We start from the raw sequence: 22,391 nt of genomic DNA, 5'->3' as shown, positions 1-22,391 counted from the left end.
TGGCGGCAGGTTGGCCGAAACGCAATGATAGTTGGCCTTTCATATAAAGCAAGCCAGCGGCGGTCGCCCTACTATCGGGGCAGAAAAATAACGCTTGTCCGGGGCGCCGTTATTTTATCGGCCATAAAGCCCGCGCAAGTTTTCACACCGGGGTGAGAAGAAGGTTTTCGTTCTCGCAATACAAGAAGTTAATAAGGAATAAATCGTCATTTTATTCCAACACCTGAAGCAATAGTTCTTAGCGCAGTTCAATGACTATAAGGTGATATTTCATGTATAAGTTCGGTGTGATTGGCGGCGGAGCCGCCGGCATCTCTTTTGCGTATAACTTTATAAAAAATAAGTCGGTTAATCATTGCAAAAGGCCGCTTTCCCTGACGGTGTTCGACAAGCAGGGCTTCAAGGGCGGTATGGCATACAGCAGCGATTTTGACAGCCATATATTAAATATGACGCCAGAAAATATGTCGGCGGATATTTTCGACGACGCGCACTTCGTCGATTGGATCGCCATGCATTTCCCGCAGTTTTGCCAGGATCGTTATCCGCCGCGTTGGCTGTATCGGGAATATCTCGATTTTATTCGCGACATGACGATGTATATGGCGGCGGACAGCAACGTGGCGCTGAATTTCGTGACCGCCGAAGTGAATGCCATTGCGCCGCACGAGGCAGGCTATCGGCTGACCACCGCCTGCGGCGCCGCCGAACAGATGAACGCGCTGGTGCTGTGTTCTGGGCATAACCCGCCGGAATGTCTCTATCCGGTGGACGGGGTGATCGCTTATCAGGCCCACCGGGATCTGCCGCCGATCAACCCTTACTCAACCATCGGCGTGATCGGCTGCAGCCTGACGGCGATCGACGCCATCGTTGAACTGATGGAGCGCCTGGGGGCCACCGATATCTGCGCCCTGTCGCGTTCGGGCCTGTTCCCCAGCGTGCAACCGGCGTTGATGCGTCCGCCGCCGGAGGCGTTTGTTGAGGGGCTGCGGCGCTTTGTCGCCGGTAACGATTTTATTGATGCGCATCAGTTGGTGCATGCGATCAACGCCGCGCTGGCGCGTCACTATCCGGGGCCGGAACGGTTGACGGTGCTCTCGGCGCTGGGGGAAAGGCGCGATTGCTACCGCGATCTGGCGGACAGCCTCGACCGGGCGCGCTTTGCCCGGGAGCACATCTGCAGCTACCTGGCGGCGATCCATCCGACGGTGTGCGCCGCCTGGGTCAAAATGGATGCCAACAACCGGCAGATCTTCATGCGCTTTTACAACTCCTCCTGGATGCGCAATCGGCACGCCATGCCGATCAAGAACGCCTACAAGATCGTGGCGGCGTTGGAGAGCCAACGCCTGCGCGCCTGCGGTGGCCTGGCGGATATCAGCAAGGGGACGGACGGATTTATCCTTCGTTGCCATGAGACGCGGGTGCATGCGCAGTATCTGTTCAACTGCACCACGCCTTCCTATCAACTGCCGCCCAACCGCCTGAGCCATCAACTGCTGCAAGACGGGGTGGTGCAGGAGAACCTGTTCGGCGGCGTGAAGTGCAACCCGCACACGCTGAAAATCGCCGATCGCCGCGGCCGCGAGCAGCATCTCTACTCGCTCGGTGCGCCCGCCAAGGGCGACCTTTTTTACACCTCGGCGATGGAATCCATCACGCGAGATATCAGCAAAATCGTGTTTAACAACCCTATTTTCAACGCAAAGAAGGCTGAAGCATGAAAAACGTAGCGCTCTTTGTCGGCAACGACATTTTCTCCTGGCTGGTGTGTCAGGATCTGATCGCCGCCCTGAAAGGCGAGTGTGCTTTTACGGTGTATTTCCCCCTGGCGAAAAGCGGCGGCCGCGCCCAAGAGCCGGCGGTTCGCCGCCTGGGGCTGTATGAGCGCGAGGTGCTGAACGATTTCGTGTTCCCGTTCGTTGGCCGCAACGCCGCCGCCTGTGAGGGCGCCTATCAGCCGCCGGCACTGTTCCTGGCCGCCGCCGGGGTTAAAGCGCATCGCATTCTCGACATCAATGACGCCGCGTTTATCAGCAGCCTGGGTCATATGGACGGGGTGATTTCTTTGCGCTGTTATCAGAAATTTTCCGCCGACTATGTGCGCGCCTTCAGCCGGCGCGGCAAGCTGCTGTGGAACCTGCATCCGGGCGACTTGCCGCGCTATCGCGGGGTGATGACGCTGTTCCGCGCGATGATGAACGGTGACAAGGACTGTGCGGTGACGCTGCATGAAATGGACGAACATTGGGATGCCGGCCCGGTGCTCGCCCGCCTGCCCGCCGAGCTGCGCCACGACCTGTCGTTCCTGGAAAACATGATGTTGCTGGGCGTGCAGAGCGGCACCTTCCTGGCGCGCCAGCTGATGCGGGCGGAACGGAGCGAAGCGATAGCGGCGGAAAAGCAGGGCGATTCGCGCTATTGGGGCTTCCCGGATGCGCAGACGCTGGCGCAGGCGGAACAGGCGGGCATTGAGCTGGTGGATCACGACGCCGTGCGCGAGCAGTATCTGGGGCTGTTCGTCGGCGATCGTTTCCACCCGCTGGCGGGGCAGTTCTGCGCCGGGTTCGACGACTTCGTGCGGGCGCACGGCCATGATTGAAATGTTAATCGTTCTGGGTGCCGGTTTTCTGACCGGCATCACCACCATTCTGTTCGGCTTCGGCGGCGGCTTTGTGGTGGTGCCTTTCGTTTACCATTTGATCTCCGCCTCAGGCGAGCAGCCCGGCCAGGCGATGCATATTGCGGTGGCGACCTCGACGGCGGTGATGATCCTCAACGCGGGGTACGCCACCCTGACCAACTGGCGCAGCGGCAACCTGCTGCGGGAAACCATCGTGCCGCTGATCTTTTTCATCGGCATCGGCGCGGCGCTGGGCGCGTTTGCCTCCTCGCTGCTGGCGGACGGCGTGATCCGCGTGCTGTTCGTGGCCTATATGGCGGTGACCATCGCCGACTGTCTGTTCCGCCGGGGGTTCCTGACCAAACCGGCGCGCGCTGAACTTTCCCCTGCCACGCTGTGGGGCGGCGGGCCGCTGATCGGCGGCATTGCCACGCTGCTGGGGGTGGGCGGCAGCGTGATGACCGTGCCGCTGCTGCGCCGCCATGGCTATGACATGAAGTATTGCGTCAGCGCCGCCAACCCGCTGTCGATCCCGGTGGCGGTGATCGGGGCGCTGATGTATATCGTGTTGGGGTGGCGCGAGATGAGCGGGCCGCAGTATCTGGGCTACGTCAATCTGAACATTTTGGGGCTGCTGGTGGTGGCGGGGATTGCGGGGATCGTGTTTGCCAGGCGCTGTTTGCCGAAGGTGAGCGATGCGCTGCATGCCAAAATCTACGTGCTGCTGCTGATCGCCGTGCTGATCGCTATCTGCCTCTGAAACAGAAAGGGCGGCCGGATGCCGCCCTGAGAACCGCTTAACGGTGGTATTCGCCCGCCGCTTCCGGCTGGTACAGCAATTCCAGCACTTCAATCCGCGCTTCTTCACCGTTCGGCAATTGCCAGGAGATCTGCTTGCCGACGTGCATGCCGAGCAGCGCTGCGCCCAGCGGCGCCATCACCGACAGCTGATCGTGGCTGTCTTTCAGCGAGGCCGGGTAAACCAGCGTGCGCACGTGCTCTTCATCGGTGTGCAGATCGCGAAAACGCACGCGGCTGTTCATGGTCACCACGTTGGCCGGCATTTTCTCCGGCGGCAGGATTTCCGCGCGATCCAACTCGTCGTTCAGCGCGGCGGCGACGTCGGTGTTGGCAAAGGCCGGTTGTTCCAATAGCGCATCCAGGCGTTCCGCATCCAGCTCATTAATAGTAATGATGGGTTTGGTCATTCCACTCTCCAGTCAAATCAAAGGGCGCCAGTCTGTGCACCCATAAATTCGGAAAAACAACACAAAGCAACACCCCCGCGCCAGAGGAGCGGGGGTGTGGGTAATGTCGATTTGTCCCATTGATAGTAGGCGGTTGGGGCGAGAAAAGAAAGAGATCCCGATCACGAAGGCTTTTATCGTCAATCGAGGCAAAAAAAACCGTTAGCCGGGTTATGTAATTGTTATCTCATTTACTTTTTCGCCTTAACGCCGTTTTGCGAAATGGATCTCCGCGCGTCATTCGATTTCCACTTCGAACTGGAAAAAACCGGTCTCCACAGAAAATCTTACCGGGGGTAGGGTAAAGACATCACAGAAAGCGGGTTATTCAGGTGATGCGCTTTACGGCTTACTGATTAATGTGGGATCTAGGGGTACTGAAAAGTGAATGATGGATCTGCTTCGATAAAAGAAATTGAACAATCCGATATCAGCGAAGCCGGTGAGATCACCGCTCGGGTGCTGGCGGATATTACCGCGATGCTGAATGCTGAGAATATTTATACCAATGCGGTGCAGCAACAGATGCTGGAATCGCATATTCGCGCCATGGTGCTGCGCTCAATAACCGGTGAGCCGTTGCCGGAGGTGGATAAATCACTGTTCGACGAAATTTCCGCCGAGTCCATGCAAATGGCGGAGCGCGTGGTGGATCAGTTTGGCACATTGCCTATCGAAGAAGCCTATTTGCTTTCAGTGCACTTCGAAGTGGCGAAAGATAATAACGCATAGCGGTTAACGCATCGATTTCAATCAGGAGAATATACCATGGGTCAAATTACCGTAGTGATCGGCGATCGTTTGGGCAAAGGGCAAAAAGTCGGCCAGGGCGTTGAAAACGCAGGCGGAAAAGCGGTGGTTATCCCCGGCGTGGCGGCGGATATGAAGCTGGGCGACGTCATGAAAGCGGAAAACGCGCAGCTGGGCATCTCTTTTTGCGGCAGCGGCGGCGCCGGCGCGATTACCGCGCAAACCAAATACGGCTACAAAGCCAAATACGGCATGCGTTCGGTGGAAGAGGGCGTGACGGCAATTAACGAAGGCTGCAACGTGCTGGGGTTCGGCTTTATGGATAAAGAAGAGCTGGGCCAGAAACTGGTGGAAGCCTACGTCAAAAAACATGGCAACCCATAATGAAAGAGCAATATACCACATCGGTAAAGGTGGAGGGTAAAGGCGACAGCAAAGCGAAAGCTTTTGCTTCCGCCTTGGCTAATGTGCAGGGCGCGGTATTAAAGTCCACCAACAATATTCTGCTGCGCATCGAGCCGCAGGACGTCAGCGTGGTGAAAGCGGAAGAGAAAATAACAAAAGAGAAATTTCTTTTCTTCTTTTTGCCGCGTGAAAGAAAGAGCTATGCCGTTTCTCTGGAAATAACCGTGAACGTAACCATTATCAATACCGAGAAGGTTGTCTTCGTCACGAAATAAAAACGTTAGCATAAATGAAAGGGTATACTGATGTTTTTAATCATCTTATTTAAATCGATTATTATCGGTGGGCTGGTGGGGGTCGGCGTAGGGGCCGGCGCCGCACGCATGTTCCACGCGCCGACAACACAGGGCATGGGGGCGTTTCGTACCCTGGGCGAGCTGAACTCCTGCGAGGGCGATCCGGCTTCCCACTTCTCATTCGGTCTGGGCTTCTTCTTCAACGCCTGGGCGTCTTCCGTGGCGGCGGGCTCCTTCACGCAGGACGTCGATCACCGCATCATCCCGCACTGGGGCGCGGCGGCCCTGATGGTCAAGAACCGCAATCTGGCGCAAACGCTGCACGATCCGAAAAAAATGGCCATCGCCTGCGGCATCATCGGCATGCTGGTGGTGGCCTTCCTCAATACCACCGCTTCCGCCGTGCCTGCCGCGCTGCAGGTCACCGCGATCAAGGTGCTGGTGCCGGCGGCCAACCTGCTGGTGAACACCGTGATGCCGGTGATCTTCTGGCTGGCGGCGATCGACGCCGGGCGCCGTTCCGGCTTCTGGGGCACCATTTTCGGCGGCCTGGCGCAGCTGATCATGGGCAACGCCGTACCGGGCCTGGTGCTGGGCATTCTGATCGGCAAAGGCGTGGAAGAGAGCGGCTGGAACAAAATCACCAAGATCATGATGGCGGTGATCGTGCTGCTGTTCGTGCTGAGCGGCTTCTTCCGCGGCTTCGACATGAAAGTTCTCGAGTCCTTCAGCCTCGGCGTGCCGGGCTGGCTGGACGCCATTCACAACACCCTGAGCGGTAAATAAGGAGCGGGATGATGGAAGAGCAAACCCAAAAAGGCTTCTGGTACGCCGACTGGTCATTCCCGATTTTTGTTGGCCTGCTGTCCTCCGGCGTGTTCGCCGGGACGCACATGTACTACCTGTACGGCATCGGCGCCTTTAACGAAGTGGCCTTCGTCTCCATGCTGCGGGCGGGGATGGATACCGGCGTGTACGGCGCGGTGGCGGCGTTCGGCGCCAGCTTCCTGTTCGCGCGCATCATCGAAGGTTCGCTGGTAGGCATCCTCGACATTGGCGGCGCGATCCAGACCGGCGTCGGGCTGGGCGTACCGGCGCTGCTTTTGGGGGCCGGCATCGTGTTCCCGGTCGCCAACTTCGCCGCTTCGCTGGCTACCGGCCTGATCATCGGCCTGGCGATCGGTTATGTGATCATTCTGGCGCGCAAATTCACCATCAATCAGAGCAACTCCACCTACGGGGCTGACGTGATGATGGGCGCGGGCAACTCCTCGGGCCGCTTCCTCGGGCCGTTGATCATCCTGTCGGCGATGACCGCCTCGATCCCGATCGGCATCGGTTCGTTGCTCGGCGCGCTGCTGTTCTATATCTGGGGTAAACCGATCACCGGCGGAGCGATCCTCGGCGCGATGATCCTGGGGGCGATCTTCCCGGTAGCCATTTCTTAAGAGGCCTGCGCCAGGCGCCGCCCGATGCTGCGGCGGCGCCCGGGCTAACAGGAGCAATGCGGTATGTATGACTTAGTAATCAGAGGCGCCAGACTGGCGGACGATACGCTGATCGATCTGGCGGTGAAAGACGGCAAAATAGCCTCGGTGGGGCGGTTGGCGGCGGACGTCAGCGCCGTTCGCCAGCTGGATCTGGCGGGCAACTGCCGCCTGAGTGCCGGTTGGATCGATGCGCACGTGCACTGCTATCCCGAATCGCCGATCTACCATGACGAGCCGGATCGGGTCGGCGTCGCCAGCGGCGTCACCAGCGTGGTCGATGCCGGCAGCGCCGGTGCCGACGATATCGACGCCTTTTATCAGCTGACGCGCAGCGCCAAAACCAACGTTTTCGCCTTCCTCAATATCTCGCGCATCGGCCTGCTGCGGCAGAACGAGCTGGCGGAGTTGACGGACATCGACAAGCGCGAGACCGGCCAGGCCATCGCCAACCACCCCGGCTTTATCATCGGCATCAAGGCGCGCATGAGCAGCAGCGTGGTGGGCAAGAACGGCACCCGGCCGCTGGTGTTGGCCAAAGAGATCCAGCAGGAAAACCGCCAGCTGCCGCTGATGGTGCATATCGGTAATAACCCGCCGGATCTGGACGACATCGCCGATCTGCTGACCCGTGGCGACATTATCACCCACTGCTACAACGGCAAACCGAACCGCATTCTGACGCCGGCGGGCACGCTGCGCGAGTCTATCCAGCGCGCGCTGCGGCGCGGCGTATTGCTCGACGTAGGGCACGGCACCGCCAGCTTCAGCTTCGAGGTGGCGCGCCAGGCAATCAAACTGGGCATTTTGCCGCACACCATCAGCTCCGATATTTACTGCCGCAACCGCATGAACGGGCCGGTGCACAGCCTGGCGACGGTGATGTCCAAATTCTTCAGCGTCGGCCTGACGCTGCCGCAGGTGATCGCCTGCGTGACGGAGAACGCCGCGTCGGCCCTGCAGCTGAGCGGCAAAGGGCGGCTGGAGCCGGGCTATGACGCCGATTTCACGCTGTTTGAGCTGCGCTGCGAACCGCAGGTATTCGCCGACGCCGAAGGGCAAACCGCCGAGGGCGAACGGCTGCTGGTGCCGCTGGCCGCGGTGGTGGCCGGGGAAATCCTATTAACCGAACAAGGGGAGGCAAGCCATGTCTTCGATTTATGAAAAATACGGTTTGAAGCAGGTGATCAACACCTCCGGCCGCATGACCATTCTCGGCGTTTCCACGCCGCGCCAGGACGTGATCGACGCCGTTGATTACGGCCTGAACCACTATTTCGAAATCAAGGATCTGGTCAACAAGACCGGCGCCTACATCGCCGATCTGCTCAACGTGGAAGATGCGGTGATCGTCTCCTGCGCCTCGGCGGGCATCGCCCAGTCGGTGGCGGCGGTGATCGTTAAAGATAACGCCAATCTGCTGGTGAACCTGCATTCGGCGCCGATCGCCGTGCCGCGCGAGATCGTGCTGCCGCGCGGTCACAACGTCAACTTCGGCGCGCCGGTGGACACCATGGTGGCGCTGGGCGGCGGCAAGGTGGTGGAGGCGGGGTACGCCAACGAATGTTCGCCGGAGCAGATTGAAGCCTGCATCACGCCGCAGACTGCGGCGATCCTGTACGTCAAATCGCACCACTGCGTGCAGAAAAGCATTCTATCCGTCGAGCAGGCGGCGGTGGTGGCGCGCAAACATAACCTGCCGCTGATCGTCGACGCCGCGGCGGAAGAAGATCTGATGTGTTATTACCAGATGGGGGCCGATCTGGTGATTTACAGCGGCGCCAAAGCCATCGAGGGGCCGACCAGCGGTCTCGTGATCGGCAAGAAACAGTACGTCGAGTGGGTGAAGTTGCAATCCGGCGGCATCGGCCGGGCGATGAAGGTCGGCAAAGAGGGCATCCTCGGCCTGACCCAGGCGATTGAAAGCTATCTGACGCTTGAGAAAACCACCGGGCAACAGATGGTGGAGCGGATGACGCCGTTCCTCGACAGCCTCAACACCCTGACCGGCGTCAGCGCCAGGACCGTCTGGGACAGCGCCGGCCGCGATATCGCCCGCGCCGAGATCGCCTTTGACGAAGCGGTGCTGGGGCGGTCGACTTATGACATCGTCCAGGCGCTGAAAACCGGCGATATCGCCATCTACTTCCGCGGCTACAAGGCCAACGAGGGCAAGATTGAGGTCGACGTGCGCAGCGTCGACGAGCGGCAACTGATGACCGTCTTTACCTGTATCAAAAATCTGTTTACGGAGAAACAAGCATGAAGCTGCAGCCTAACTACTATCGCGACCGCGTCTGCCTGAACGTGCTGGCCGGCTCCAAAGCCAACGCGCAGGACATCTACGCCGCGGCGGAAGGCCATGTGCTGGTGGGCGTGCTCTCCAAGAACTACCCGGACGTCGACAGCGCGGTGACCGACATGCTGCGCTATGCGCGCCTGATTGAAAACGCGCTCTCGGTCGGCCTGGGTGCCGGCGATCCGAAGCAGTCGGCGATGGTCAGCCTGATCGCTCAGCAGGTGCAGCCGCAGCACGTTAACCAGGTGTTCACCGGCGTCGGCGCCAGCCGCGCGCTGCTGGGCCAGAACGACAGCGTGGTCAACGGCCTGGTGTCGCCGACCGGCCGCGTCGGTTGGGTGAAGATCTCTACCGGCCCATTGAGCGCCGCGGCGCCGGATGGCATCGTGCCGGTGGAAACCGCCATCGCCCTGCTGAAAGACATGGGCGGCAGCTCCATCAAGTATTTCCCGATGGGTGGCCTGAAGTGCAAGGACGAGTACCAGTACGTAGCCAAGGCCTGCGCCGAGCATGACTTCATGCTGGAGCCGACCGGCGGTATCGATCTGGAGAACTTTGAGCCGATCGTCGAGATCGCGCTGGCGGCCGGCGTGAAACGCGTGATCCCGCATATCTACAGCTCGATCATCGACGCCACCAGCGGCGATACGCGTCCGCAGGACGTGAAAGCCCTGCTGGCGATGACCAAAAAGCTGGTGGGTTGAACGCGTAATGGGATGAGGTAAACGCTGGGAGGCGAAGGTTTTCCCGTGGCGCGGCATGCCGCGCCGTTACCTATAGCCTATAGCTTTCAAGTTGCAGCTAGGCGGCAAGCGCAGGAGCCCCAGGAGCTTACTGAAGTAAGTGACTGGGGTGAAAAATCTGCCGGGAGCAGATTTAAACGCTGCTTGCAGCGGCCCCGAAGGGGTGAGGCCCATGGATGGGCCGAGTAACTGCGCAGCCAACAACGCTGCGGCTTGAAAGATGACGGGTATATATTGAGGACTACTATGCGAAACTGGCAGGCTCCAACCCGACGCACCGCGTTGTTTATAGCGCTGCTGGCCGTGACCGGCCCGGCGCTGCATGCTGAGGATGCAATGAACTCCACGTCATCTCATTTTGCCTATATCGGCACCTACAATCCCAACGGCGAAGGCGTTTACCGAGTGCGGGTCGATCCGGCCAGCGGCGCGTTGAGCCAGGTTACGCTGGTCAGCAACGTGCCGAATCCGGCGCAGCTGACGCTGGGAGTCGACGGCAAAACGCTGTATGTCGCCAGCGAAGTGGCCGATTTCAACGGCGGCAAGCACGGCGGCATCACCGCCTACCGGATCAATCCGGCCGATGGCGCACTGACGCAGCTCAACCAGGTGGATTCGCAGGGGGCGGGGCCGGTGTATCTCACCTCGACGCCGGACGGGCGGCATCTGCTGGTGGCGAACTACGTCAGCGGCAGCGTGGCGGTCTTCCCGATTGAAGCGGACGGCAGCCTGGGCGCCGCCAGCTCGGTGCAGCAGCAACAGGGCCCGGCGGGCGCGGCCAAACCGGCGGCGGCGGTGAACGGCAGCTTCGCCATCAGCGATCACAACGGTCCGCATGCCCATATGATCGCCAGCGATCCGAGCGGCAAGTTCGTGTTCTCCACCGATCTGGGGTTGGATCGCATCTACCAATGGCGCTTTGACGCCGCGAGCGGCCGGCTGACGCCGAACGATCCGCCGTGGATCGCCGCCTCTTCCGCCGGCGCGGGGCCGCGTCACTTTGTGTTCCATCCGGACGGCGAAACCGTGCTGCTGGTGAACGAAGAGGCCTCGACGTTGACCAGCTACCGTTTTGATCGCCAAAAAGGTACTCTGAAACAACTGCATGCGGTTTCCGCGCTGCCCGCCGACTATCAGGGCACCAGCTTCGCTTCGGGGCTGGCGCTCAGCAAGAACGGCGACACGCTGTACGTCGCCAACCGGCTGCATAACAGCATTGCCCAGTTCAGCGTAGGCGCCGGCGGTGAGTTGAAACCGGTGGCGGAAACCTGGACCCGCGGCGATTATCCGCGTTCGCTGGCGCTGAGCCCGGATGGCCGCTATCTGTATGCGTTGAACCAGCGCAGCGATAACGTCACCCGCTTCAGCGTCAACCCGACGGACGGCAAACTCAGCTTTGTGGGCGGCTATCTGCCGATCGGCAGCCCCTCGCAAATGGCGTTCCTGCCGCCGCCGAAGTAACCCGTGGCCCGCCCGGTTCACCGGGCGGGTTGCCTGATTGACGGACACAGAATGGTGCGATTTCCTTACCCGCGTTTGGCTTACTTGTTCGATGCTTTGCAAACCGAGACTTTGCCGCAGGATGAGCTGGCGAAGCGTTTCGCCGTGTCTACCCGCACGGTGCGGGCGGATATCACCGCGCTGAACGAGATCCTGGACAAATACGGCGCGCGCTTCGTGCATAGCCGCGGGGCCGGCTATCGTTTGCAGGTCGATAATGCTGCGCTGTTCAGCGCCCTGCAGCATCAGGAGCGCCGCAAACACGCCACCCCGCGCAGCGCGCAGGAGCGGGTGCATTATCTGCTGGTGCGTTTTTTGACCTCAGCCTTCTCCCTCAAACTGGAAGATCTGGCTGACGAGTGGTTTGTCAGCCGCGGCACGCTGCAAAACGACATGGCTGAGGTGAGAGAGCGTCTGGCGCACTATCAATTGACGATCGAAACCAAGCCGCGTTACGGCATGAAGCTGTTCGGCGCGGAGATGGCGATCCGCGCCTGCCTGACCGACCTGCTGTTCCAACTGCAGCTGGCCGACGCCGAGAACCCGCTGCTCAACAACGAGATCCTGCTGCAGCCGCAGGTGGCGGCGTTCGCCGGCTTGCTGCACCCGCTGCTGTCGCAATACGCCATTCGCCTGACCGACGAGGGCGAGCAGTACCTGATTTTCTACTGCGCGGTGGCGCTGCGGCGCATCAACGATGGCTATCCGCTGTCGGACTTCGAGGTGGAGGACGGCGACGAGGCGGTGCGCCAGGTGTCGACCCGCCTGGCGGCGGAGCTGCGTGCGGCCTCCGGCAAAGAGATCTCGATGGCCGAAGAGGCCTATCTGCGGGTCAATATCGCCGCGCGCCGCGTGCAAGACGTGCAGCCGACAGAAATCAACGCCGACGATGAAGAAGCGCTGGTGGACTACATTCTTTCCTACATCAACGCACACTATAACTACAACCTGCAGGGCGACGAGCAGCTGCGGGCCGATCTGCTTACCCATATCAAGACCATGATTACGCGGGTGAAATACCAGATCAACATCCCCAATCCGCTGTTGGCCAACATCAAGCAGCACTATCCGATGGCTTACGACGTGACGCTGGCGGCGGTCTCCAGCTGGGGCAAGTACACGCCTTATACGCTGAGCGAGAACGAAATCGGTTATCTGGTGCTGCATATCGGCGTGGGGCTGGAGCGACATTACAACATCGGTTATGAACGCCACCCGCAGGTGATGCTGGTGTGCGACACCGGCAACTCGACGGTGCGGATGATCCAGGCGCAGATTGCGCGCAAGTACCCGCAGCTGGTGATGACGCGCATCGTCTCGCTGCGCGATTACGAGATGCTCGCGCACATCGACGAAGACTTCGTGATTTCCAACGCCCGCATCGGCGAGAAGAACAAGCCGGTGGTGGTGATGTCGCCGTTCCCGACCGATTATCAGCTGGAGCAACTGGGCAAACTGGTGCTGGTGGATCGCACCAGACCGTACATGCTGGAGAAGTTCTTCGACGCCGAACATTTCATGGTGCTCAACGAGCCGCTGACGCAGGCGGAGCTGTTCAGCCGGGTGTGCGGCCAGCTGGAGCGGGAAGGGTACGTCGGCGCGGACTTTTATCCGTCGGTGGTCGAACGCGAGGCGATCGTCTCCACGCTGCTGGGCGAAGGCATCGCGCTGCCGCACTCGCTGGGGCTGCTGGCGAAAAAGACCGTGGTGGTGACGCTGCTGGCGCCGCAGGGCGTCGCCTGGGGCGAGGGCGAGGTCGCGCACGTGATTTTCCTGCTGGCGATCAGCAAGAGCGACTATGAAGAGGCGATGGCGATCTACGAGCTGTTCGTCACCTTCGTGCGTGAACGCTCAATGAGCCGCCTGCTGGGCAGTGACAGCTTCGACAGCTTCAAAGCGGTGGCGCTGGACTGCCTGAGCCGGAGTTGAGGGGCTAATCTGCTTCCGGCAGGAACAGGGCTGGGGGCAGATTGAAGCGTTTGGCCAGCGCCATAATGTGCGGAATGGTCAGCGATCTTTTGCCGTTCAGGATTTGGTTGACCAACGACTTTTTGCCGATCTCATGTTCAAAATCACTTTGGCTGAGTTGGTGCTGTTCCATCAATACGCGAAGCGCGGCCACCCCCTGCGGGAGTTGGGCGATACGCTGGTTGAATGCGGTAAATTCGGCGCTGTTGTCTTCATATTCGGCGATTTTTTTTGCCAACATGTCAATCAGCGGATGGCGTTCATCGTTTTCCAGCAGATATTCCACCAATTCGAGCGCTTCTCGGTAGTCTTGCTGAGCGTGGCTGCCCTGCAATAAGGGTACGGCGCGCAGTAGCGCATCGGCCGCCTTAATGGCATCTGTAATCATGACGAACTCCTTCGATAGTGCTGCATCAGCTTGTCGTATTCGGCGTGGCTAACGATATGCTTTATGAAGACTTTCTGTGTCTCGAAGCTGGCAAAGAACAAGATCCGCAGGTGGTTGCCGCCGACGTCAATGACCCACCATTTCTCTTTGTACTTCATACGATCGAGCGAAGGAAAAAGCGCTTTTAACTCGTCCGGCGTGCGGAACTCACCCCGTCGCAACGCTTTATAAATGGCCTCGAGAGCAGTGGCTTCATTGGGATATTGCTTCGTTGCGTTATTGAACGGTTCCCTGGAAATGATATGCATCGTTCCTTCGATTCCTACCCGGTGAACATTATAGCGACTGCCGGTGAAGTTCACAAATTGTAAACTTTCTGTTGTCCCGCTAGCAAAGCGTGGGGAAACATCCGCCTGTTGTCTGTTTTTGCGTTACACACTATTGCGATTACCGTGGTGGGGGTAAATCCATGACGTGAATTTACAGGCGGTTACGGCTGATTCTGGAAGCGGATTCGCAAAATGAGAAACGGGAGGGCTACGTTATGGGAGGGGCGGAGGCAACACATGCGCCGAGGCGACGCATGGGAAGAGTCTCAGCGACTAATCTTCATCAAACCCGGAGTTGAACAGCTCGACCACCGCCGCCAGCGCGTTGACTTCATCGGGGCCGGTCGCTTCGACTTCGATGTGCCGGCCCTGGGCGGAGTCCAGCATCAGCAGCGCGATGACGCTGCTGGCTTCGGCTTCGGTGCCGCTTTCGTTGCGCAGCATCACTTCGGCGTCGAAGCTTTGCACCAGTTCGAACAGTTTCATCGCCGGGCGCGCGTGCATGCCCAGCTTGTTTTTGATTTCAACCGTCTGTTTGACCGTCATTGCTTGCGCTTTTCCAGCGTGCGGTGGCGCGATTGCACGTTCTTGCCGCGCGAGCGGAAGTAATCGGCCAGCTGTTCCGCCACGTACACCGAACGGTGTTTGCCGCCGGTACAGCCGATGGCGACCGTCAGGTAGCTGCGATTGTTGGTTTCCAGCATCGGCAGCCACTGTTCCAGATAGCTGCGGGTCTGGTAAATGAAGTTATGCACTTCGGTATGGCGATCGAGGAACGACGCTACCGGCTTGTCCAGACCGGTCATCGGCCGCAGCTTCGGATCCCAGTGCGGGTTAGGCAGGAAGCGCACGTCGAACACGTAGTCGGCGTCGATCGGAATGCCGTGCTTGAAGCCGAAGGATTCGAACACCATCGTCAGTTCGCGCTCGCGCTTGCCGAGCAGGCGGGTGCGCAGCATTTCGGCCAGTTCGTGCACCGACATTTCCGAGGTGTCGATAATCAGGTCAGCCCGCGAGCGCAGCGGTTCGAGCAGATCGCTCTCTTCGTCGATCGCGCTTTCCAGCGACAGGTTTTTGCTGGAGAGCGGGTGCAGGCGGCGGGTGTCGCTGTAACGGCGGATCAGCGTGTTGCGATCGGCGTCGAGGAACAGCAGCTGCGGCGAGAAGCTGTCCGGCAGCTGAGTCATCGCGTATTCGAACACTTCCGGCGATTCCGGCATGTTGCGCACGTCGATGCTGACCGCCGCGGAGATATTGCGTTCCGCCAGCGTATTGGCGAGCTGCGGCAGCAGAACCACCGGCAGGTTGTCAACGCAGTAAAAACCCATGTCTTCCAGCGCCCGCAAGGCGACGGATTTTCCGGAACCGGAACGGCCGCTGACAATCATCAGCACCATGTGGCAACTCCCCTGGCATCGCGGCGGCGTTCATCGCCACCGTTAAACTTTGTTATTCCGGCCGCAGCCGGATCCATCATCGTAAAACAGTATCGTTATCCGGGCTGGAAGTCACGCCGGCCGGGCATCACTCGGTGATGATTTGGTAAAGTTCTTCGTCGCTCTGCGCGGCGCGCAGGCGGCGGCATACGGTTTTGTCTGCCAGGCGTTTGGCGACCAGCGACAGCGTATGCAAATGGGTTTTGCACTGATCGGCAGGCACCAGCAGCGCAAACAGCAGATCGACCGGCTGATTGTCGATAGCGTCGAAAGCGATGGGTTGGTCGAGACGGATAAACACGCCAACGGCCCGCAGTGTGTCCTCTTCCAGTTTGCCGTGGGGAATGGCGATACCGTTGCCGATACCGGTGCTGCCCATGCGCTCCCGGGTGAGAACCGCGTCAAACACCACCTGCGAAGGCAGATTGAGCTGTTTGGCGGCCAGTTCGCTGATAATTTCCAAAGCCCGCTTCTTGCTGGTGCAGTGTACCGAGCTTTTGGTGCACTCGATGTTTAACACCGAGCTTAATTGCATATATTCGTTGTTCATCTCATCTTCACTTAAAACCGCGCCGCCGGGCGAACCCGGCAAGGCGGTTTTTCGTCGGTTTTGACCCTGATTACCGTTCGGCGCGTCACCCATGCGGGTCACGCGCCGAAGGGAGAGGCGGCGATGGATGCCGCCTCACGGAATGGGTCAGGGTGTCAGTGTTGCTTCAATTTGTCTTTATGTTTGTTCAATTGACGTGCCAATTTGTCGATCAGCGTATCAATTGCGGCATACATATTCTCGTCTTCCGAGGTGGCGTGCAACTCGCCTCCATTCACGTGCACCGTTGCTTCCGCAATTTGCTGCACTTTTTCCACACTTAATACAACATACACCTGATTGATGCGATCAAAATACTGTTCGAGTTTGGCGAACTTGTTGTTCACGAACTCGCGCAACGGATCGGTGATTTCGATGTGGTGTCCGGTAATGTTGAGCTGCATAGTGTCTTCCTTCTCAATAGAGGTCAAACCAACTGTTTGCGCTGGTTCGACGGCGGGATGGACAAAGACTCTCGGTACTTGGCGACGGTGCGCCGGGCCACGATGATCCCCTGATCGGCGAGCAGGGTGGCCAGCTTGCTATCGCTGAGCGGTTTGGCGGGGTTTTCCGCCGCAATCAATTTCTTCACCAACGCGCGGATCGCCGTCGAGGAGGCTTCGCCGCCGCTGTCGGTATTCACGTGGCTGGAGAAGAAATATTTCAATTCGAAAATGCCGCGCGGGCTGTGCAGAAACTTCTGCGTGGTGACGCGCGAGATCGTCGATTCATGCATCTCCACGGCCTGGGCGATATCCGCCAGCACCATGGGTTTCATAAACTCTTCGCCTTGCTCGAAGAACGCCTGCTGCTGATCGACGATGCAGCGGGTGACCTTCAGCAACGTCTCGTTGCGGCTCTCCAGGCTTTTAATCAGCCACTTGGCTTCCTGCAGGTTGCTGCGGATGAACTGGCCGTCGGCTTCGCTGCGGGCGCTGTTGCCCAGCGCGGCGTACTGCTGATTGATCTTCAAACGCGGCACGCTGTCGCCGTTGAGCTCGACCGTCCATTTGTTCTGCGTCTTGCGCACCAGCACGTCCGGAATGACGTATTCCGATTCGCCGGTATTGATCGACTGCCCCGGGCGCGGATCGAGCGACTGAATCAGCAGCATCGCTTCTTTCAGTGTATCTTCTTTTAGCCGGGTTGATCGCATCAGGCTGCGAAAGTCGTGGTTGGCCAACAGATCCAGATGCTCGCTGATGATCAGCCGCGCTTCGGCCAGATAAGGCGTATCTTTGGCGTATTGGGAGAGCTGCACCAGCAGGCAATCGCGCAGATCGCGCGCGGCGACGCCGATCGGATCAAAACGCTGCACGCGCTTCAGCACCGCCTCGACTTCCTCGAGGGTCACGTTCTCGTCGCCCAGGCTTTCCAGAATGTCTTCCAGCGGGACGGTGAGATAGCCGGTGTCATCCACCGCGTCGACGATGGAAGTGGCGATGGCGGCGTCGGTATCGGAAAACGGCGTCAGATCCACCTGCCACATCAGATAATCCTGCAGCGTTTGGGTGGTCTCGCCCTGATAGACCGGCAGCTCGTCGTCGCTGTAGTCGGTGCCGGTGCCGGACGGCGTGCCCGCGGTATAGATTTCATCCCAGGTGGCGTCCAGAGGCAGCTCTTCCGGCATGTCTTTCTGCTCCAAGGCCTCGCGGGTATCGAGCCCCTCGGTCTCCTGGGTTTCTTTGGCGTCGATTTCGTCGTGCAGATCGGTCTGTTCAAGCAGCGGATTGCTCTCCAGCGCCAGCTGGATCTCTTGCTGAAGCTCAAGCGTGGACAACTGCAGCAGGCGGATCGCCTGCTGGAGCTGAGGTGTCATGGCCAGCTGTTGGCTGAGCCTGAGTTGCAAACCTTGCTTCATAGTTTTCTGTCTACTTCCGTTAACGGTGTCGTCCCGCAGGACGCGCCGGCGCTTAGAGGCGGAACTCTTCGCCCAGATAAACGCGTTTAACCTGCTCGTCGGCCAGAATAGCATCCGGCGTGCCGTGGGCAATCAGTTTGCCCTGGCTGACGATGTAGGCGCGTTCACATACGTCCAGCGTCTCGCGCACGTTGTGGTCGGTGATCAGCACGCCCAGGCCGCTGTCACGCAGGTGCTCGATGATTTTCTTGATATCGATAACGGAAATCGGATCCACCCCGGCGAAGGGTTCGTCCAGCAGAATGAATTTCGGGTTGGCCGCCAGCGCGCGGGCGATTTCGACGCGGCGGCGTTCACCGCCGGACAGCGCCTGGCCGAGGCTGTTGCGCAGATGGGAGATATGGAACTCTTCCATCAGCTCTTTGGCGCGGTCTTCGCGCTGTTCGCTGGTGAGATCGGGACGGATCTCCAACACCGCCATCAGGTTGTCGTACACGCTCAGGCGGCGGAAGATCGACGCTTCCTGCGGCAGGTAACCGATGCCGCGGCGCGCACGGGCGTGCAGCGGCAACAGGCTGATGTCTTCCTCGTCGATCACGATGCGCCCGGCGTCGCGCGGCACGATGCCGACCACCATGTAGAAGGTGGTGGTTTTACCGGCGCCGTTCGGGCCGAGCAGGCCGACGATCTCGCCGGATTTCACTTTCAGGCTGACGTCTTCGACAACTTTACGGCCCTTGTAGGCTTTCGCCAGGTTTTCTGCGATGAGTGTTGCCATAAGTGATTAGTTACTCTTTTTTTGCCCGTTTTTGTCTTGCAACTGCGACGGTACCAGAACCGTTGTCACGCGTTTGCCTTTGTCGCTAAACGCCTGCATTTGCTGCTGTTGCACCAGATAGGTGATGCGATCGCCTTTCACGTTGCTGTCGAGCTGCTCCAGATAGGCGTTGCCCGTCAGGGTCACCAACTGGGTCGCCACGTCGTAACGCACTTTCTGCGCGTGGCCTTTGACCGGCTTGCCGCTGTCCTGCATCTGGTAGAAGGTTACCGGGTTGCCGAACGCTTCAATATAGGTCTTATTCTGATCTCCGCCCGGACGGGTGACCACCACCTTGTCAGCGCGGATATCGATGGTGCCCTGTTTGATCACCACGTTGTCAGTAAAGGTGCTGACGTTGCTTTGCATATCCAACGACTGCTTGAGCGAGTCGATGCTGACCGGCTGGCTGGAGTCGGATTTCAGCGCCAGAGCAGGGGCGCTGGCGGCCAAAACTAAGCTGCCGATCAACAGATTACGGAGTTGGTTTTTGGTTCTGGATTTCATAGTTGGTCTTAACCTTATCAATCAGCTCAGCGGTTTTGGTCCGCAGGTTCCCACGCATTTTCATGCCGTTAGAGGTAAAATTGGTCCCGTAAAGCGTGACTTCGTCATCGGAGGTGACGTCCTGGGTGACCAGGTTTACCTGAGCGTTGTCCGTCTTAATTTTTTCCAGCTGCGAGGTGGTGGTCAGGCTGTTTACCTCGACGTGGCCATACAGATACAGCATCCGGTCTTTCGTCAGTTTGGCGCGATCGGCGCGAACTGACCAGGTGGCCACCGCATTCTCGTCGAACAGCGTCATCACCGGCTGGGTGAACCAGCTCAGCTCGCCGGCGGTGTAATACTTCGCGTCTTCCGCCACCAGCTTATAATTCAGTTTACCGGCCGGATTGTACACCACGGTGACCGTGTGCTGGCTCTGGTAGGTCGGATCCTGATCGTTAGCCGGGCCAGGAGCCGTATCGTCGCTGAAGTCCGTCATGTTCCAGCCGATCAGCGCCAGAACGATCACCGTCAACAGGATGGTGATCCAAAGTTTGGTTTTACTCATATCGACAGCCCTTTGGCGTCCTCCAGCTTATTTTGAGCCAAAAGAATGATGTCGCACAGTTCGCGCACCGCGCCGCGGCCGCCGGCAATGCGGGTGACGTAGTGGGCTCGCGGCGTCAGCAGCGGATGAGCGTCTGCGACCGCGACCGCCAGGCCTACCTGCGCCATCACCGGCCAGTCGATCAGGTCATCGCCGATATAGGCGACCTGATCCGCCGTTAACGACAGTTTATCCAACAGTTCGCGGAAGGCCAAAAGCTTATCGGATTGCCCCTGATACAGATGGGTGATGCCGAGCGTTTGCGCGCGGTCTTCCAGCAGCCTGGCGGAGCGACCGGTAATGATCGCCACCTCGATGTCGGAGGTTTTCAGACAGCGGATGCCGTAACCGTCGCGCACGTTGAACGCCTTCAATTCTTCACCGTTGTTGCCCATGAAGATCAGGCCGTCTGACAGTACGCCGTCAACATCGCAAATCAACAGGCGGATGTTCCCGGCACGCGCCATAACCTCTTGTTCTACCGGCCCGTAGCAGGTTTCTACCATACCCATTCCGTTCTATTCCTTAATTAAACGACGCCGGCGCGCAGCATGTCATGCATATGTACCACACCCAGCAACTGGTCGCCATCGGCAACCAGCAGCGCGGTGATGTGGCGTTGCTGCATCAGATTCAGCGCATCGACCGCCAGGAGGTTGGGACGCACCCGCACGCCGCCCGGCGTCATGACATCGGCGATCTTGGCTTCGTGCAGGTTGATGCCCATATCGAACACCCGGCGCAGGTCGCCATCGGTAAAGATGCCGGCGATTTTCATCAGATCGTCGCAGATCACCGTCAGACCCAGATTTTTGCGGGTGATTTCCAGCAGCGCGTCGCGCAATGAGGCGTCGGCGCTGACGTGGGGCATTTCGTCGCCGCTGTGCATGATATCGCTAACCCGCAGCAGCAGCTTGCGGCCGAGTGCGCCGCCCGGATGCGACAGCGCGAAATCTTCCGGCGTGAAACCGCGCGCCTTCAGCAGCGCGACGGCCAGCGCATCGCCCATCACCAGCGTGGCGGTGGTGCTGGTGGTCGGCGCCAGCCCCAGCGGGCAGGCTTCCTGCGGCACCTTGATACACAGGTGGATGTCCGCCGCCTTGCCCATCGAACTTTCCGGATTGTTGGTCATGCAGATGAGGGTGATCCGCTGCCGTTTCAACACCGGGATCAGCGCCAGGATCTCGCTGGACTCACCGGAGTTGGAGATGGCGAGCACGATATCCTGCGCAGTGACCATGCCCAAATCGCCATGGCTGGCTTCCGCCGGGTGCACGAAGAATGAGGGGGTGCCGGTGCTGGCGAAGGTCGCGGCGATCTTGCAGCCGATATGGCCGGATTTACCCATGCCCATCACCACCACTTTGCCGCCGCAGGTGGCGATCGTTTCGCAGGCGCGGGTGAAGTCTGCGTTGATGTAGCTGTCGAGCTGAGCCAGCCCGTCACGCTCTATCTGAAGCACTTCTTTGCCGGCCTGTTGAAAATCGAAGCCCGGTTGCAACTCAATGTTCGACATACTCATTCCCGTCGGTTTAGCCGAAAGTACTGAAAGGGTTAAAGAACAGCACCGCAAGATACGCAATAAAGCCGCATAATAACAGCGCGCCGGCCAGGTGGCCGATGCGGTGTTTGCGGCCGATGCACAGCACGCTCAGCAGCACGCTGGCCGCCAGCATCACCCAGTAATCGCGCTGGAAGGCGGCGGCGTCCACGCTGCCCGGCGACAGCAGGGCGGGGACGCCCAGCACGATCACCGTGTTGAAAATATTGGAGCCGATGATATTGCCAATCGCCATATCATCTTCGCCCTTTAATGCTCCGGCGATGGACGTGGCCAGCTCGGGCAGGCTGGTGCCGATGGCGATAATGGTCAAGCCGACCACCAGTTCGCTCAGGCCGAAATAGTGCGCGATCACCGTCGCGTTATCGACCACCATTCTGGAAGAGAGCGGCAGAATGATAAACGCCAGCACCAGCCACAGCACCGCTACGGTATTGCTGCTGTCCTGCGGCAGTTCGGCGATCTGCTCCATGGTCAGGCTGTCGCTGCCCTCGCGCTGCGCCAGCCGGGCGATTTTCAGCATCAGCAGGATGAAACCGGCGGCGGCGGTCAGCAGCAGCACGCCGTCCAGTCTGCTCAGGGTGCCGTCCATCAACACGAAACCGCACAATACTGTGACCGCTAACATCAGCGGCAGTTCGCGCCGCAGTATTTCCGATCGTGCAGCCAGCGGGTGAATCAGCGCTGCGACGCCCAGGATCAATAAAATGTTGGTGATGTTGGAACCTAATACGTTGCCAACGGCCATATCTATCTGCCCGTTCAGCGCGGCGGTGGTGGACACGATCAGCTCCGGCAGTGAAGTGCCGATGCCGACGATGGTCATGCCGATGATCAACGGCGGCACGCCAAGCGAACGGGAAATCACGGCAGCACCATAAACTAAGCGGTCTGCACCATACACCAGTAGAAATAAACCAACGATTAATAATGCTATTGCGAGAAACATGCAGGGTCCTTTGTCGGGTATTATCCCGGTTCGTTGGTTAAAGCCGT

Annotated in this window: 27 protein-coding genes; 13 read left to right on the top strand and 14 right to left on the bottom strand. The window is 59.3% G+C overall.

Annotation, left to right across the window (positions count from 1 at the left end; translation table 11 throughout):
- Positions 1-272: 272 nt before the first annotated feature.
- Genes ACMGG9_RS20960 through ACMGG9_RS20950 form a run of 3 tightly spaced genes read left to right on the top strand, consistent with a single transcriptional unit; the run spans position 273 to position 3,386 of the window.
- Positions 273-1,727: an FAD/NAD(P)-binding protein gene (locus ACMGG9_RS20960; protein WP_164106538.1), complete on the top strand. Its 1,455-nt coding sequence runs from the start codon at positions 273-275 to the stop codon at positions 1,725-1,727.
- The gene (locus tag ACMGG9_RS20955) at positions 1,724-2,605 is read left to right on the top strand and encodes a formyltransferase family protein (protein ID WP_164106536.1); all 882 of its coding nucleotides are present in this window, start codon (positions 1,724-1,726) and stop codon (positions 2,603-2,605) included. Before ACMGG9_RS20960 ends, ACMGG9_RS20955 begins: the two co-directional genes overlap by 4 nt.
- Positions 2,598-3,386 carry a sulfite exporter TauE/SafE family protein gene (locus ACMGG9_RS20950; protein WP_033644477.1) on the top strand — a complete coding sequence of 263 codons (789 nt, stop codon included), beginning with the start codon at positions 2,598-2,600 and terminating at the stop codon, positions 3,384-3,386. The genes ACMGG9_RS20955 and ACMGG9_RS20950 overlap by 8 nt, the downstream gene beginning before the upstream one ends.
- A 37-nt stretch (positions 3,387-3,423) precedes the next feature.
- On the opposite strand, the gene rnk is transcribed toward ACMGG9_RS20950, so the two are convergent.
- Positions 3,424-3,834 (bottom strand): nucleoside diphosphate kinase regulator, encoded by a 411-nt coding sequence (gene rnk, locus ACMGG9_RS20945; protein ID WP_004936993.1) that lies wholly within the window; start codon positions 3,832-3,834, stop codon positions 3,424-3,426.
- A 444-nt stretch (positions 3,835-4,278) separates the two neighbouring features.
- Here rnk and ACMGG9_RS20940 point away from each other — a divergent pair, with 444 nt between their 5' ends.
- The 10 genes from ACMGG9_RS20940 (at position 4,279) to ACMGG9_RS20895 (ending at position 13,282) form a co-directional block, all read left to right on the top strand.
- The gene (locus ACMGG9_RS20940) at positions 4,279-4,605 is read left to right on the top strand and encodes a glycine dehydrogenase (protein WP_089192640.1); all 327 of its coding nucleotides are present in this window, start codon (positions 4,279-4,281) and stop codon (positions 4,603-4,605) included.
- A gap of 36 nt (positions 4,606-4,641) precedes the next feature.
- Positions 4,642-5,007: a glycine-rich SFCGS family protein gene (locus ACMGG9_RS20935; RefSeq protein WP_004937000.1), complete on the top strand. Its 366-nt coding sequence runs from the start codon at positions 4,642-4,644 to the stop codon at positions 5,005-5,007.
- On the top strand, positions 5,007-5,303 hold the full coding sequence (locus ACMGG9_RS20930; protein WP_004937003.1) for a DUF4312 family protein: 297 nt from the start codon (positions 5,007-5,009) through the stop codon (positions 5,301-5,303). The genes ACMGG9_RS20935 and ACMGG9_RS20930 overlap by 1 nt, the downstream gene beginning before the upstream one ends.
- Before the next feature lie 30 nt (positions 5,304-5,333).
- Positions 5,334-6,110, top strand: a complete 777-nt coding sequence (locus ACMGG9_RS20925; RefSeq protein ID WP_004937006.1) for a DUF4311 domain-containing protein — start codon at positions 5,334-5,336, stop codon at positions 6,108-6,110.
- Between the two features lie 11 nt (positions 6,111-6,121).
- Positions 6,122-6,772, top strand: coding sequence for a DUF4310 family protein (locus ACMGG9_RS20920; protein ID WP_004937013.1), 651 nt, complete (start codon positions 6,122-6,124; stop codon positions 6,770-6,772).
- A 63-nt stretch (positions 6,773-6,835) separates the two neighbouring features.
- Positions 6,836-7,975 (top strand): amidohydrolase/deacetylase family metallohydrolase, encoded by a 1,140-nt coding sequence (locus tag ACMGG9_RS20915; RefSeq protein ID WP_414161699.1) that lies wholly within the window; start codon positions 6,836-6,838, stop codon positions 7,973-7,975.
- Positions 7,959-9,077, top strand: a complete 1,119-nt coding sequence (locus ACMGG9_RS20910) for a DgaE family pyridoxal phosphate-dependent ammonia lyase (protein WP_042785440.1) — start codon at positions 7,959-7,961, stop codon at positions 9,075-9,077. The genes ACMGG9_RS20915 and ACMGG9_RS20910 overlap by 17 nt, the downstream gene beginning before the upstream one ends.
- Positions 9,074-9,814 carry a 2-dehydro-3-deoxy-phosphogluconate aldolase gene (gene dagF / locus ACMGG9_RS20905; protein ID WP_033651249.1) on the top strand — a complete coding sequence of 247 codons (741 nt, stop codon included), beginning with the start codon at positions 9,074-9,076 and terminating at the stop codon, positions 9,812-9,814. The genes ACMGG9_RS20910 and dagF overlap by 4 nt, the downstream gene beginning before the upstream one ends.
- 285 nt (positions 9,815-10,099) lie before the next feature.
- Positions 10,100-11,314: a lactonase family protein gene (locus tag ACMGG9_RS20900; protein ID WP_164106529.1), complete on the top strand. Its 1,215-nt coding sequence runs from the start codon at positions 10,100-10,102 to the stop codon at positions 11,312-11,314.
- 51 nt (positions 11,315-11,365) lie between these two features.
- Positions 11,366-13,282 (top strand): BglG family transcription antiterminator, encoded by a 1,917-nt coding sequence (locus tag ACMGG9_RS20895; protein WP_033644486.1) that lies wholly within the window; start codon positions 11,366-11,368, stop codon positions 13,280-13,282.
- Between the two features lie 4 nt (positions 13,283-13,286).
- Here ACMGG9_RS20895 and ACMGG9_RS20890 read toward each other — a convergent pair whose 3' ends face one another.
- From ACMGG9_RS20890 to ACMGG9_RS20830, 13 genes are all read right to left on the bottom strand, one after another.
- Positions 13,287-13,709 carry a helix-turn-helix domain-containing protein gene (locus ACMGG9_RS20890; RefSeq protein ID WP_033644489.1) on the bottom strand — a complete coding sequence of 141 codons (423 nt, stop codon included), beginning with the start codon at positions 13,707-13,709 and terminating at the stop codon, positions 13,287-13,289.
- Positions 13,706-14,017, bottom strand: a complete 312-nt coding sequence (locus ACMGG9_RS20885) for a type II toxin-antitoxin system HigB family toxin (protein ID WP_004937033.1) — start codon at positions 14,015-14,017, stop codon at positions 13,706-13,708. Before ACMGG9_RS20885 ends, ACMGG9_RS20890 begins: the two co-directional genes overlap by 4 nt.
- A 294-nt stretch (positions 14,018-14,311) precedes the next feature.
- On the bottom strand, positions 14,312-14,584 hold the full coding sequence (npr, locus tag ACMGG9_RS20880; RefSeq protein WP_004937034.1) for a PTS phosphocarrier protein NPr: 273 nt from the start codon (positions 14,582-14,584) through the stop codon (positions 14,312-14,314).
- Entirely contained in the window at positions 14,581-15,435 is an 855-nt protein-coding gene (rapZ, locus tag ACMGG9_RS20875) for an RNase adapter RapZ (RefSeq protein ID WP_015379177.1), read from the bottom strand. Before rapZ ends, npr begins: the two co-directional genes overlap by 4 nt.
- Positions 15,436-15,562: 127 nt before the next feature.
- Positions 15,563-16,024 carry a PTS IIA-like nitrogen regulatory protein PtsN gene (gene ptsN, locus ACMGG9_RS20870; RefSeq protein ID WP_016930212.1) on the bottom strand — a complete coding sequence of 154 codons (462 nt, stop codon included), beginning with the start codon at positions 16,022-16,024 and terminating at the stop codon, positions 15,563-15,565.
- Positions 16,025-16,179: 155 nt separating this feature from the next.
- Positions 16,180-16,467, bottom strand: a complete 288-nt coding sequence (gene hpf, locus ACMGG9_RS20865) for a ribosome hibernation promoting factor (RefSeq protein ID WP_004937038.1) — start codon at positions 16,465-16,467, stop codon at positions 16,180-16,182.
- Positions 16,468-16,490: 23 nt separating this feature from the next.
- Positions 16,491-17,924, bottom strand: a complete 1,434-nt coding sequence (gene rpoN / locus ACMGG9_RS20860; protein ID WP_004937039.1) for an RNA polymerase factor sigma-54 — start codon at positions 17,922-17,924, stop codon at positions 16,491-16,493.
- 52 nt (positions 17,925-17,976) lie between these two features.
- A complete protein-coding gene (gene lptB / locus ACMGG9_RS20855; RefSeq protein WP_042785437.1) occupies positions 17,977-18,702 on the bottom strand; it encodes an LPS export ABC transporter ATP-binding protein in 726 nt (241 codons plus the stop codon).
- Positions 18,703-18,708: 6 nt separating this feature from the next.
- A complete protein-coding gene (lptA, locus tag ACMGG9_RS20850) occupies positions 18,709-19,248 on the bottom strand; it encodes a lipopolysaccharide ABC transporter substrate-binding protein LptA (RefSeq protein WP_025160121.1) in 540 nt (179 codons plus the stop codon).
- On the bottom strand, positions 19,217-19,795 hold the full coding sequence (gene lptC, locus ACMGG9_RS20845) for an LPS export ABC transporter periplasmic protein LptC (protein WP_033644491.1): 579 nt from the start codon (positions 19,793-19,795) through the stop codon (positions 19,217-19,219). The genes lptA and lptC overlap by 32 nt, the downstream gene beginning before the upstream one ends.
- Entirely contained in the window at positions 19,792-20,346 is a 555-nt protein-coding gene (gene kdsC / locus ACMGG9_RS20840) for a 3-deoxy-manno-octulosonate-8-phosphatase KdsC (RefSeq protein WP_004937049.1), read from the bottom strand. Before kdsC ends, lptC begins: the two co-directional genes overlap by 4 nt.
- 17 nt (positions 20,347-20,363) lie before the next feature.
- On the bottom strand, positions 20,364-21,350 hold the full coding sequence (gene kdsD, locus ACMGG9_RS20835; RefSeq protein ID WP_033651252.1) for an arabinose-5-phosphate isomerase KdsD: 987 nt from the start codon (positions 21,348-21,350) through the stop codon (positions 20,364-20,366).
- A 16-nt stretch (positions 21,351-21,366) separates the two neighbouring features.
- Positions 21,367-22,344, bottom strand: a complete 978-nt coding sequence (locus ACMGG9_RS20830; protein WP_033644493.1) for a calcium/sodium antiporter — start codon at positions 22,342-22,344, stop codon at positions 21,367-21,369.
- Positions 22,345-22,391: the final 47 nt, after the last annotated feature.

The sequence above is a fragment of the Serratia sp. BNK-10 genome, assembly GCF_047456065.1.
Classification (GTDB): domain Bacteria; phylum Pseudomonadota; class Gammaproteobacteria; order Enterobacterales; family Enterobacteriaceae; genus Serratia; species Serratia ureilytica.
The sequence above is the reverse complement of the archived record's forward strand: the minus strand, read 5'-3'. Positions and strand labels throughout refer to the sequence as shown.